The organism is Ewingella sp. CoE-038-23, from assembly GCF_040419245.1.
Classification (GTDB): domain Bacteria; phylum Pseudomonadota; class Gammaproteobacteria; order Enterobacterales; family Enterobacteriaceae; genus Ewingella; species Ewingella allii.
In genome coordinates, this window is sequence record NZ_JAZHOH010000001.1 from 3,502,156 (window position 1) to 3,514,038 (window position 11,883).

General features: G+C 50.6%; 20 protein-coding genes. 19 read left to right on the forward strand and 1 reads right to left on the reverse strand.

Going from position 1 to position 11,883, the window contains the following annotated elements; genetic code table 11:
- The first annotated feature begins 18 nt into the window (after nt 1–18).
- The 16 genes from V2154_RS16805 (at nt 19) to V2154_RS16880 (ending at nt 6,894) form a co-directional block, all read left to right on the forward strand.
- The gene (locus V2154_RS16805; protein WP_353503125.1) at nt 19–312 is read left to right on the forward strand and encodes a hypothetical protein; all 294 of its coding nucleotides are present in this window, start codon (nt 19–21) and stop codon (nt 310–312) included.
- A complete protein-coding gene (locus V2154_RS16810; protein ID WP_353503126.1) occupies nt 309–1,202 on the forward strand; it encodes a recombinase RecT in 894 nt (297 codons plus the stop codon). Before V2154_RS16805 ends, V2154_RS16810 begins: the two co-directional genes overlap by 4 nt.
- Entirely contained in the window at nt 1,199–1,681 is a 483-nt protein-coding gene (locus V2154_RS16815; RefSeq protein ID WP_353503127.1) for a siphovirus Gp157 family protein, read from the forward strand. The genes V2154_RS16810 and V2154_RS16815 overlap by 4 nt, the downstream gene beginning before the upstream one ends.
- A 41-nt stretch (nt 1,682–1,722) precedes the next feature.
- Nucleotides 1,723–2,151: a single-stranded DNA-binding protein gene (locus V2154_RS16820; protein WP_353503128.1), complete on the forward strand. Its 429-nt coding sequence runs from the start codon at nt 1,723–1,725 to the stop codon at nt 2,149–2,151.
- A 21-nt stretch (nt 2,152–2,172) separates the two neighbouring features.
- On the forward strand, nt 2,173–2,634 hold the full coding sequence (locus tag V2154_RS16825; protein ID WP_353502681.1) for a hypothetical protein: 462 nt from the start codon (nt 2,173–2,175) through the stop codon (nt 2,632–2,634).
- Nucleotides 2,631–3,053, forward strand: coding sequence for an HNH endonuclease (locus V2154_RS16830; RefSeq protein ID WP_353502682.1), 423 nt, complete (start codon nt 2,631–2,633; stop codon nt 3,051–3,053). The genes V2154_RS16825 and V2154_RS16830 overlap by 4 nt, the downstream gene beginning before the upstream one ends.
- Nucleotides 3,046–3,213: a hypothetical protein gene (locus V2154_RS16835; protein ID WP_353502683.1), complete on the forward strand. Its 168-nt coding sequence runs from the start codon at nt 3,046–3,048 to the stop codon at nt 3,211–3,213. The genes V2154_RS16830 and V2154_RS16835 overlap by 8 nt, the downstream gene beginning before the upstream one ends.
- Nucleotides 3,206–3,688, forward strand: coding sequence for a hypothetical protein (locus V2154_RS16840; protein ID WP_353502684.1), 483 nt, complete (start codon nt 3,206–3,208; stop codon nt 3,686–3,688). Before V2154_RS16835 ends, V2154_RS16840 begins: the two co-directional genes overlap by 8 nt.
- Nucleotides 3,689–3,770: 82 nt before the next feature.
- Nucleotides 3,771–4,025, forward strand: coding sequence for a DUF3850 domain-containing protein (locus V2154_RS16845; protein WP_353502685.1), 255 nt, complete (start codon nt 3,771–3,773; stop codon nt 4,023–4,025).
- A complete protein-coding gene (locus V2154_RS16850) occupies nt 4,026–4,319 on the forward strand; it encodes a DUF5405 family protein (RefSeq protein ID WP_353502686.1) in 294 nt (97 codons plus the stop codon). It abuts the gene before it with no gap.
- Entirely contained in the window at nt 4,319–4,558 is a 240-nt protein-coding gene (locus tag V2154_RS16855) for a DUF4060 family protein (RefSeq protein WP_100935370.1), read from the forward strand. Before V2154_RS16850 ends, V2154_RS16855 begins: the two co-directional genes overlap by 1 nt.
- Entirely contained in the window at nt 4,555–4,914 is a 360-nt protein-coding gene (locus tag V2154_RS16860) for a phage protein NinX family protein (protein ID WP_353502687.1), read from the forward strand. Before V2154_RS16855 ends, V2154_RS16860 begins: the two co-directional genes overlap by 4 nt.
- Nucleotides 4,911–5,414, forward strand: a complete 504-nt coding sequence (locus V2154_RS16865) for a hypothetical protein (protein WP_353503129.1) — start codon at nt 4,911–4,913, stop codon at nt 5,412–5,414. Before V2154_RS16860 ends, V2154_RS16865 begins: the two co-directional genes overlap by 4 nt.
- 3 nt (nt 5,415–5,417) lie before the next feature.
- Nucleotides 5,418–5,621, forward strand: a complete 204-nt coding sequence (locus V2154_RS16870; RefSeq protein ID WP_353503130.1) for a hypothetical protein — start codon at nt 5,418–5,420, stop codon at nt 5,619–5,621.
- Between the two features lie 11 nt (nt 5,622–5,632).
- Nucleotides 5,633–5,947, forward strand: a complete 315-nt coding sequence (locus V2154_RS16875; protein WP_353503131.1) for a helix-turn-helix domain-containing protein — start codon at nt 5,633–5,635, stop codon at nt 5,945–5,947.
- Complete coding sequence (locus V2154_RS16880; protein WP_353503132.1) at nt 5,851–6,894, forward strand: tyrosine-type recombinase/integrase; 1,044 nt, start codon at nt 5,851–5,853, stop codon at nt 6,892–6,894. Before V2154_RS16875 ends, V2154_RS16880 begins: the two co-directional genes overlap by 97 nt.
- Before the next feature lie 139 nt (nt 6,895–7,033).
- Here the strand turns inward: V2154_RS16880 and queA are convergent, their stop codons facing one another.
- A complete protein-coding gene (gene queA / locus V2154_RS16885; RefSeq protein ID WP_353503133.1) occupies nt 7,034–8,104 on the reverse strand; it encodes a tRNA preQ1(34) S-adenosylmethionine ribosyltransferase-isomerase QueA in 1,071 nt (356 codons plus the stop codon).
- Nucleotides 8,105–8,239: 135 nt separating this feature from the next.
- Between queA and V2154_RS16890 the strand changes: the two genes are divergently transcribed.
- The 3 genes from V2154_RS16890 to ggt all read left to right on the forward strand — a co-directional run bounded on the left by V2154_RS16890 (nt 8,240) and on the right by ggt (nt 11,716).
- Complete coding sequence (locus V2154_RS16890) at nt 8,240–8,821, forward strand: ACP phosphodiesterase (RefSeq protein ID WP_353503134.1); 582 nt, start codon at nt 8,240–8,242, stop codon at nt 8,819–8,821.
- A 209-nt stretch (nt 8,822–9,030) separates the two neighbouring features.
- Nucleotides 9,031–9,633 carry a peroxiredoxin C gene (locus V2154_RS16895; protein WP_353503135.1) on the forward strand — a complete coding sequence of 201 codons (603 nt, stop codon included), beginning with the start codon at nt 9,031–9,033 and terminating at the stop codon, nt 9,631–9,633.
- A gap of 322 nt (nt 9,634–9,955) precedes the next feature.
- Entirely contained in the window at nt 9,956–11,716 is a 1,761-nt protein-coding gene (gene ggt, locus V2154_RS16900) for a gamma-glutamyltransferase (RefSeq protein WP_353503136.1), read from the forward strand.
- Nucleotides 11,717–11,883 lie beyond the last annotated feature (167 nt).

Sequence of the window (11,883 nt, forward strand, 5' to 3'; positions counted from 1 at the left end):
TCTTCGGAGGGCATTTAAATGAAAACATCAGAAATCATCGCGCTTGAGAAGTTAATCAGCGGATTCACTGAGGTGGATAACGAGCAGGTCTATCAGCGAACTACTGAGCTTGACCGTGATGTGAAGCTTAGCCATATCCGTGGGCTTTTCGAGAAGGCCGGAATTTGCGATTTGGATGTCGTTACGCTTGGCGCAGCAATGGACTCCGTCGAGTTTCAGGAAAAGGCATCAGCGGCTATCTGGGACTTACTCACTATCGTTGCTCAGTATGAGCGAGCACGGATGATTGCAGAGCACAGGGAGGCGGCATGAGTATGAATATCGTTGATTTCGTAAAGAGCCAAGAAAACCTATTCACAGGCTCATTGGCTGATAACTCGGTCACGTGGGGCAAGGAGTGCCAGTTCGCCATTCAAGCTTTCCAGAAGAATGACTCTCTGGCGAAGACTGCCCTTTCCAATCCAATTAGCGCACAGAACGCCATTATCAACGTGGCCGCCATTGGCATAAGCCTGAATCCTGCAAGTAAGTTGGCCTATCTAGTTCCACGAGATGGGACTGTGTGCCTCGATGTTTCGTACATGGGCCTGCTTCATATCGCTCAGGCAACTGGATGCATTCAGTGGGGTCAAGCAAAGCTAGTCCATGCCAATGACACCTACGAATCCAATGGATTGGATACGGCACCAACGCACAAGTACAACGCGTTTGGCGACCGTGGCGATGTGGTAGGAGCCTACTGCACGGTAAAAACCTCTGGTGGTGACTATCTAACGGATGAGATGAGCGTTGCGGATATTCGCGCCATTCAGGAAATCAGTAAGTCTAAAAACGGGCCGTGGAAGACTCACTGGGCTGAGATGGCCCGCAAGACAGTGGTTAAGCGGGCGAGCAAATACTGGCCTCGCGCTACCCGCTTAGACGCTGCGATTCAAGTACTGAACGATGAAGAAGGAATCTTCACTGAGCCAGTGATGGCGCACACTCCAGAGGAGGCCATTCAAGACCAAGAGGCGCAGCGCAAGGAAGAGCTATTCAGGAAGGTAAGTGACCTTTGCGATCAGATGGAACTTGCCGAGGACTTCCCTACGCTAAAAACCATCTTCGCCGAAGCATACAAGGCCACCACGGGGATGAAGCTGCAAAAAGATGTTCAGCAAATCTACACAGAGAAAAAGGCGAAGTTTGAGGAGGCCGCATGACCCAGCTTTACGCAATAGCCAATGAGTACGCCAGCCTTACAGCTCAGGACTTAGACCCTGAGTTTATCGCTGACACTCTTGAAGGGATTCAAGGCGAGTTCGAAGACAAGGTTACTCAGTTGCTGGCAATCATTAAAAACGAATCTGCATATGCCGAAGCCCTCAAGGATGAGGCCAAGAACCTCTCAGAGCGCGCCAAGGTTGCAGAGAACAAGGTTGCCAACATCAAGGCCTACATCGCCACCTCAATGGATACAGCAGGCAAGAAATCCATCCGCGCCGGTCTGCACTCAGTAACCGTTAGAGCTCCAAGCAAAACGGTAGAAATTGTCGATGAAAGCAAGGTGCCGATTGAGTTCTTTGAATTCGTTACCTCCAAGAAATTCGACCTGACGGCAATAAAACATCACCTCAAGGCTGATAAGCCAGTGCCGGGCACTGAGTTAAAGTCAGGAAAGCCTTCACTACTCATTAAGTAAAATCGACAAAAACAGCATCGGTAGCCCATTCGGAGAGATAGATGACCATCAACAGATTCATTGCAAGCGGCAATCTTGGAAAGGATTGCGAAACGCGCAGCACACCAAATGGGAAGCTAATTGCTTCCTTTTCTTTGCCCGTAAAACAGGGATTCGGGGAGCATGAAAAGACTTCTTGGGTTGTCTGCCGGCTGTTTGGCGCTAAGGCTGAAACCCTCCCGCAATATCTCAAAAAGGGAATGAAGGTGACGGTCGAAGGGAAGTTCGTCACAGAAGAATGGACTGACAAAGACGGGAATAAACGCCAAACGCCAACCATCATCGTTGATGACATCGACCTTCCTCCGCGCCAATCGGATGCGCCAAAGCAAGCGCCTCAGAGTGCTCAGCAACCGCAGTCAGGATGGGGCCAGCCAGCGCCACAGCAATCATCCAATGAAATGGACTTCGACGATTCGATTCCGTTCTAACCCTCTTTCAAGGAACACATTATGAGTGAAGTAACTTTTGGACAAGGCCAGCTTGAAGAACTGGCTAAATTCACTGATCCACAGAACGAAATTATCGCCAATCTTGCAAAAGCATTGCTCAGCACAACCAAGCAGAGAAACGAGTTCGCCCAGCAACTATCCGAGCTTCAACTCTCACAGCAAAACATCATCAACTCTCTCGGCATTAAAGGTGATGGCCCATGGAGTAAGTTGGTTATTGAGTATGTGATGGGGTTGGTGGCGGAGCGGGATGGATTGGCTGAAAAGCTTGCCTTGGCAGAAAATATAGCCATTTCATCTGCCAACGATATTGCCTACGCAATATTCAATCTCTCTAACAAAAAGCTCAGCCAACTCAAGAACGGCATTATCGAAAGCACATGTCCGACTGATTCGGCTTTGATTGCCGAACGTAACTTGCGAGACTTCGCCGCCAATCTGTGCGCTGGGAGGAAGGGATGAAACTCAGTAAGGCTCAACGGCAAGCGTTGCGAATGAGATTCGGCGGTAAATGTGCGTATTGCGGATGCGAACTGCCGGAGAAAGGCTGGCACGCCGACCACGTTCAGGCTGTTCTCAGGAAGCTGGATTTTGGGGATAGGCAACCCAATGGAATGCGGAAGATTGTAGCCACCGGCGAGCACTGGAAGCCAGAGAATGACACGAAGGAAAACCTCTTCCCAGCCTGCGCACCATGCAATCTTTTCAAAGCATCGTTCGGCCTTGAAGGATTCAGGGAGCAAATAACTCAGCAGGCAGAAAGAGCGCGTTTGTACAGCGTCAATTTCCGCACGGCTGAAAGATTTGGGCAGGTGCAGGTGACGGAATCACCGATAGTTTTCTGGTTCGAAAAATACCGTGAAGGAATGAGTCATGAGTAACGCACCCACAGCAACACTGTTTTGCAGCAACAAAAAATCAGAGCGAGCAAAGATTGCCGAGTACGAAGCGAAGGGATACGTAGTCGATGAGTCCATCCTTGTTAATCGGAAAGCTGGTGATGGCGTCGTGGTGAAATTGAAGGAGCAACCTCATGACTGAGACAGCCAAAACCCACAGTGAGCTTTGTGTAATTGCGGAGCGCATTAAGGCAGCAATGGCGTCATGTGTGGAAAGCTTCTGCATGGAAGTCGCAGATTCGATCGAAAACGAAATTGGTAGGGGGCTGACTGAACAGGAGCGCCAGCAAATCAGCGAGACTGCTTCTGGCCTTCTGGTTGCACAAGACCAGCTCGAAGCAGAACGCCAGCGGGCTGACAAAGCAGAAAGCTATGCGCGTGAGCGTGATTCTGAAAACGAATCAATAGCATTAACGGTTGGCAGGCTGAGGCTAGACCTCGCCAAACTTCGTGGCAAGCTTGATACCCCTATAGTTATTCCGCCACGAAAAACGGCGAAAGACTATGTTGACGATGAATTTTCTAATGCTGACCTCGCCGCGATTTACAACGCTGCCAGGCTTGAACTCAAAGCGAGAATCAAAAGCGCTGGATTTACGGCCAAGGATGGTGAGTGACACCCAGTAATAACCATCAACTCCGAATAACCCAATAGCCGCGCAACGCGGTTTTTTTACGCCTTAATCCGAGGTATACACCATGAAAACCCACGATTTGAAAATAGCTCCCCAGCATTTCGCGCCGGTATATGCAGGCGTTAAAACCGCTGAACTCCGCAAGAATGACCGTGACTACCAAGTTGGTGACTTACTCAAGCTGCGTGAGTTTTCAGATGGTGAGTACACCGGAAGCTTTGTTATTCGCGAGGTAACGCACATAACTGATGTCGGATTTGTGGCTGAGGGTTATGTGTTGCTGAGCATGGTCCCAATGAAACTTTTAGAGGCTGCATAAATGAAAATTGAAATCGGCGAGAAATGGCTTATCACCAGCGACAAGTATCAGTTCATTCTTCAGGAGAAAGGCATTGCCAAAGAAGGCAAGAACGCGGGCCAAGCGGTGCTGAAGAACACCACATTCTACCCTAAGATTGAGCAGTTAATCTCCTCGCTAATCCTGAAAGAAGTTCGCGCATCTGACGTGCAATCACTCGAAGAAATGCGAAGTGAAATCGAGCGCGTAAGCCAGCAATGCCAGAAAGCTTTCTCGGAGTTAACGTCTGAAGACCTCAATGCAGAGCCAGCCTGATGAAGCCACTCATCAAAGGTGACACCGAGCCAGCGCACTTAGTTGCAGCCCATAAAGCTATAGATGCTCACAGGGAAAAGTACGGAACTGGCAATAAGCATCACCGAAGAATCTACAGCATCAAATACCGCAACAAGAGCTATCAAATCGAAGTCACCAATACCAACAAACATCATCTGGCCCATGTCATTACGGGCCATAGACAGCTAACGAAAGTTCATTATGGAGAAGTGGCATGAAAGATTATTCAGCTATGAGTGACTTTGAAATCAATAAATTGGTGGCAAAGCTCATGGGGCATCAGTGTTATTACGATAATAATTCGTACACCAACGACGGTCTAAATGTAACCGTCACCGGGAACGGTTGGCGAGGTTGGTATAACCCAACAAGAGACATCGATGCCGCATGGAGGATTATCGTCGCTAACAAAATCAACATTGACCATCGAGAGTCTATCAAGTCAGGCGCGATGGCCAGTCAGAGTGGCAGAAAAGAGATTTACGCTGTTGATAAAAACCCGCTCCGCGCTGCAATGATTGTGTTCCTCATGATGAAAGATGAAGCAGTAAAAACTCAGGGAGAAAAGTCATGAAATGGGAAATATTGAAAGGTAGTGAGGATGACTTCGAGGGGTACCATGAAGAAGTCACTCATATTTACTCAACTCGTCGTGGTCGCGCTGTTTCTAATGGTGTCGCACCTAGCCTTGACGGGCATTTGGTTGCCGAGCGACGCCCAATCACCGAGCCAGATGTAAGCCAGCAGGTGACCACTGAGTGGGATGGCGATGGTTTGCCGCCTGTTGGTTCTTTTGTGGAGTGCTTCTCTAAAAATGAATGGAGAAAATGCAAGGTCACATTTGCCGGTGAGCCTGGAAGTAAAACAGAGGCTCTTGTTTTCGATGTAAAAACCACTAGGCCATTTTGGGCTGATGAATTCCGCCCTATCCGCTCACCTGAAGATGTGGCAAGGGAGAGGGCAATAGGTGCTATTGCTGAGCTATGTCGATCATCGGCAAGTAACGGTCATTCATCTGAGTTAATTTACGACGCCATCGCAGCAGGCAATATTCCCGGAGTAAAGCTGGAGTAACCCATGACTCCAGAGCAAGAAATAGCATCCCGCGCAATAGCCAAAAAGATACTCACCGAACGCCGCAGTAAATCCAACAATCTCACCTACCGCCAAATACTCGACAAGCACTCACCAGATGCATATCCATTCGTTCCTGCTAAATATCGAAAGCAGGTATGGATGTGGCTTGCCTGTTGGGTGCGTCGAGTGGCTGATGAAAAATAGCAGAGGTAAGCATGGCAGCCTCAGATTCATTTTTAAAAGTCAAAGAGTTCGCTGCCATCGTCAGGGTGTCGGCGAGCACTATTTATAGAAATCCCCAGAAGTACCATATGTTTAAGGTTGGTGGGGGCTGGCGGGCTAACGAAGATAGCCTTAAAAAGTTTGAACAACAGTCGGCAAATGATAACAATGTTTTCCGGCTGGCTGTTGTAGGCGGTAAGGAGAAAGTGAAATGCCGATCTACAAAAGAGGTAAAACGTACTGGATCGATATCTCAACGCCAGATGGAGCAAGAATTAGGCGCTCTTCTGGAACCGAGGAAAAAGTAAAAGCCCAGCAGCTTCATGACAAACTAAAGCATGAGATGTGGGCAGTTGATAACTTGAACAAAGCGCCTGAGAAGTCATTTGAGGAATTGATGATATTCGCCCTTCGTGATTCTGAGGGGCAATCAGCTTTTGAGAACAAGCAGAATTACGCTAGATATTTCCTTCATTTTTTCTCTGGTAGGGTGATCACTTCCATCAGTGGTGAGGAAATCCTTAACTCACTCCCAACTCATAGCTCCAAGAACAAAAAGCCCATGGCTAATGCGACCAAGAACAGATATCGGTCGTTCATCATGCGAGCATTCTCGATGGCTTTCAAATCTGGGTGGATTGCAAAGCTTCCCCACGTCCCATCACTCAGGGAGCCAAAGGTTCGAGTGAGGTGGATAGAGAAGCATCAGGCTAGAATACTGATTGATAACCTGAGTAGCGAGTGGATGAGGTCTGTATGCTCATTCGCTCTACTGACTGGGGCCAGAAAGGGCGAGATTCTTTCTCTCAGGTGGCCTAACGTGGACTTAAGGAGGAAGGTGGTTGTGATCGCCTCTGAGGATTCAAAGTCTGGAAGGGCCAGACCGTTGCCCCTCAATGATGAAGCCGTAAGCATTCTTAGAAATCTACCAAGGGAAAGTGATTATGCGTTCTCGAGGGATGGAAAAAAGGCTGAGGAAATAAAGAGGGATGAATTTTGCAAGGCGCTTGCCGCATCTGGCATATCGGATTTCAGGTTTCATGACTTCCGCCATACTTGGGCAAGCTGGCACGTTCAGAACGGAACCCCTCTAATGATGCTTAAGGAGTTGGGTGGGTGGGAAAAACTGGAGATGGTCAATAAATATGCTCACCTGAGCGATGAGCATTTGAGGAGATTTAGTGGGATTGTCACATTTTTGGCACACGATGGATTGCCAGAAAAAAACACACCAAAAATATCTCTCGTAAGTTAATGATATTAATAGCTTCTAAGCATGGTAATACGGGCTTTATTTTATCTGCACATCAGAGAAACAGTCTGATGAGGTTACTCCGCGGTGTTATCCGCAGAAAAAGAAAGCCCGAATGCATCGAATGCGTCCGGGCCAATGGTTACTGGCCGACCGCTTCTTGCGGAGCCAGAGGATTACGGTTGATGAACATCGCATCACCGTAACTAAAGAACCGGTACTGCTCCGCCACCGCCTGGTGGTAAGCATTCATGGTATTTTTATATCCGGCAAACGCGGAAACCAGCATGATCAGCGTCGATTCTGGCAGGTGGAAATTGGTCACCAGCGCGTCAATCACCTGATAGTTATAGCCCGGATAGATAAAGATTTTGGTATCGCCGAAGAATGGCGCAATCAGCGCGTTTTCTGCCGCCTTGGCGGCGCTCTCCAGTGAGCGTACTGAGGTGGTTCCCACCGCAATCACGCGCTTGCCGCGCGCTTTACAGGCCAATACCGCGTCGACCACTTCTTGTGGCACTTCAGCGTATTCGGCGTGCATTACGTGGTCTTCAATAGTGTCCACACGCACTGGCTGGAAGGTGCCCGCGCCAACGTGCAGCGTCACAAAAGCAAACTCCACGCCCTTCTCTTTCAAGGCGTCCATCAGCGGCTGGTCGAAGTGCAAACCGGCAGTCGGTGCCGCAACGGCGCCAAGGCGCTCGCTGTAAACCGTCTGATACAGCTCGCGGTCGGCGTCTTCGTCCGGGCGGTCGATATAAGGAGGCAACGGCATGTGGCCGATCTCTTCCAGCAGAGTGAAGACATCGCGATCTTCATTAAATTCCAGCTCGAACAGCGTATCGTGGCGCGCCACCATGGTGGCTTTGATGTTTTCGTTATCGCCTAATAGCAGTTCTGCGCCCGGTTTAGGCGACTTTGAAGCACGGACGTGAGCCAAAATGCGTTTGGAATCAAGCACCCGCTCTACCAGCACTTCAATCTTGCCGCCGCTGACCTTGCGGCCAAAGACGCGGGCGGGGATCACGCGGGTATTGTTGAAGACCAGCAGGTCACCGGCGTCGAGCTTGTCGAGCAGGTCGGTGAAAATGCCGTGCGTCAGTTCGCCGCTTGGCCCGTCCAGCGACAACAAACGGCAGCCGCTGCGCTGGGTCTGCGGATAGCGGGCAATCAGGGACTCGGGGAGTTCAAAAGAAAAATCGGCAACGCGCATGGCTTTTCACTTCAGTTAACGGACAAAAACAGGCGGCTTAGTCTAGTGGTACGGGCCTTTTGCTGCAAGCTTCTACCTCAAGAAAGGCATATCCTGACATGTCATTGATCATGTTTCTTGCATTATACTGTGCGGATGAATTTTTTAGCTCATCTCCATCTGGCCTCACTCGCCAACAGTTCGCTACTCGGAAACCTGCTGGCCGACTTCGTCCGTGGCAATCCTGACTCGCTATTTTCCGCTGATATCGTCAGCGGTATTCGCATGCATCGGCGGGTCGACGTCATGACCGACACCCTGCCGGAAGTGAAAATCGCCCGCAGCTATTTCCGCGATGATTTCCGCCGCGTCGCGCCTATCACGCTGGATATGGTGTGGGACCACTTTCTGTGTCGCCACTGGGCCACGCTCTCGCCGGACATTGAGCTGGAAGAGTTTATCGAAGCTTGTCGCCAAGAGATTGAACCGCAGCTGGATGGAATGCCGGAGCGCTTTATCAATCTGAATCGCTATTTATGGTCAGATCGCTGGATGCAGAGCTATGCCGCGCTGCCCAATATCGGCAATGCCTTGTCGAATATGGCCGCCCGCCGCCCGAAACTCAGCGCGCTGGCTGGCTCATATCACGACCTCGAATTGAATTATGACGCGCTGGAACAACTTTTTTGGCAGTTTTATCCGCAGATGATGCTGCAAGCCAGACAGCAGGAAATTTGACTTAAGGTGAAATTAATCGTGAATCGCGACACAATTCCCTGCAAATCAGCCGCTTATTCATAATAAGATTTGCGACTTACTCCACAGACTGATAGTCGAATACTATCTGATTGATTGGTCTGATGGGGTTTATTCGCTTCCCCCCAGCCTCTATACTGGCTGTCGATTTATACACCCCTAATTCTTTTACCTCACCAATAGGAGTACTTATGGTCCTGGTAACTCGTCCGGCCCCAGATTTCACAGCAGCAGCTGTACTTGGTAGCGGTGAAGTTGTTGATAACTTCAACTTCAAAAAACACACTGCGGGCAAACCAACTGTTCTGTTCTTCTGGCCAATGGACTTCACTTTCGTATGTCCTTCTGAGCTGATCGCTTTCGATCACCGTTACGAAGAATTCCAGAAGCGTGGCGTTGAAGTTGTTGGTGTTTCTTTCGACTCTGAATTCGTTCACAACGCATGGCGTAAAACCCCTGTTGAGAAAGGCGGCATCGGCGAAGTTAAATACGCGATGGTTGCTGACATCAAACGTGAAATTCAGAAAGCCTACGGTATCGAACACCCAGACGCTGGCGTTGCGCTGCGTGGTTCTTTCCTGATCGACAAAGAAGGCGTGGTTCGCCACCAGGTTGTTAACGACCTGCCACTGGGCCGTAACATCGATGAAATGCTGCGTATGGTTGACGCGCTGCAATTCCACGAAGAGCACGGCGAAGTGTGCCCCGCTCAGTGGGAAAAAGGCAAACAAGGTATGGGCGCTTCTCCAGACGGCGTAGCTAAATACCTGTCAGAAAACGCATCAAACCTGTAATTTTTATTAAGCCTCAGGGCTTTAAAAAAAATAACAGAGCAATAACGGTCAGCCTAGCTGGCCGTTTTTTTTTGGGATTTTTTTCCCGCATTTTTCCCGCATAGTCATCACCGTCTTCACATTTATTTCATAAAACTCTGCCCGATCAGTCCTATTCCATCTAACCTAAATACGTCTCATTTTTGCCTGCCACGTGGCGCGATAGATTGGCCTGCGCCTTGCATGGTTTCCTCCGGCAAGAATGAACGTTGTATAGAAAAAAAGCGTTATCACACAAGAACCTGAAGGTTCTGCACAGACAGGGTATCAAACAGGAGTTTATATGTTACTTAAATGGAAAAAGCCGTTAACCATAATGGCATTGCTGGTCAGCGGCTCGCTTCACGCGGCGTCCAACCCCGCGGTAGAAGCCAAAAACGGCATGGTGGTCACTTCGCAATATCTGGCATCTCAGGTGGGTGTCGATATTCTCAAGATGGGCGGGAACGCCGTTGATGCCGCCGTGGCCGTTGGCTACGCTCAGGCCGTGGTTAACCCATGCTGTGGCAATATCGGCGGTGGGGGCTTCATGACGGTGCACCTTGCCGACGGCAAAGACACCTTTATCAATTTCCGCGAAACCGCCCCAGCCGCCGCCAGTGCCAACATGTATCTGGACGCCGATGGCAAAGTGAAAAAAGACGCCAGCCTGTATGGGTATCTCGCCTCGGGCGTTCCGGGCACCGTGCTCGGCATGGACACCGCCCAGCGCGAATACGGCAAGCTGACCCGCGAGCAGGTGATGGCTCCGGCGATTAAACTGGCCCGTGAAGGCTTTGTCCTCACCCGCGCCGACACGGATATCCTCGACACGACGGTAAAACGCTTCAAAGAAGACCCTGAGGCCGCGCGCATTTTCCTGCGCAAAGACGGCACTGCCCTACAACCGGGCGACAAACTGGTGCAAACCGACTTAGCCAACACGCTGGAATCCATTTCAAAACAGGGCCCGGATGCTTTTTACAAAGGTAAAATCCCGGCCGCGGTGGAAGCCGCGTCAAACAAGGGTGGAGGCATCCTGACCGCCGCCGACTTCGCCAACTACAAAGTCACCGAGACGGCGCCAATCACCTGTAGCTATCGCGGCTACAAGTTTGTCTCAGCACCGCCACCAAGCTCTGGCGGCGTGACCATGTGCGAAATCCTCAACATCCTCGAAGGCTATGACCTGAAGAGCATGGGCTTTAACTCAGCGGCGTCCATTCACTATATGACTGAGGCCATGCGCCACGCCTACATGGACCGCAACACCTATCTCGGCGACCCGGAGTTCATCAAGAACCCGATTGATCGTCTGGTCAGCAAAAGCTACGCCGAAGAGATTCGTAAGAAGATTCAGGCAGATAAGGCCACGCCTTCCGAACAAGTTCAGCCGGGAATGGAGCCGCACGAAAAGCCAGAAACCACTCATTACTCGATTGTCGACAGCATGGGTAACGCGGTTTCCACCACTTACACCGTCAACGGCCGCTTTGGTTCCGTGGTTATCGCGCCAGGAACCGGCTTCTTCCTGAATGACGAAATGGACGACTTCACGGTCAAAGTGGGTGAGAAAAACCTCTACGGTTTGGTGCAGGGCACGCGTAACTCCATCGCCCCCGGTAAGCGCCCACTATCCTCCATGAGCCCGAGCTTAGTGACCAAAGACGGCAAGATCTTCATGGTTCTGGGTTCACCGGGTGGTTCACGCATCATCACTATCACCCTGCAAACCGCCCTCAACGTGATTGATTTCGGCATGCCTCCGCAGGAAGCCGTTGACGCGCCGCGTATCCACCACCAGTGGCTACCGGATGAGGTGTATTACGAGCAGCGAGGCGTTTCAGCCGACAGCCTGAACATTCTGGCCAAGATGGGCTACAAGATGGTTGAGCAGACCCCGTGGGGCGCGACCGAGCTGATTATGGTCGGCCTGCCGGGTGCGGTTGGCGTAACGCCGGCTAACTCGGGCAATGACTCGGCTGTGTCGGGCAAAGTGCGTGAAGGCTATCTGTATGGCGCGAATGATGTGCGTCGACCAGCTGGCGCCGCCATCGGCTATTAACCTTAACCTTCATCCTTCGCACCGTATCGGCGTTGGCTGCCTGCCCTCACCTCAGTCACTTACTGATGTAAGCTCCTGAGGATTCGGGCAGTTGCCGCCTTGATACAGCGCGAATGATTTTGGTTAAACATAAATATGAAAAAGCCCCGAGCTTATGTGAGCGCGGG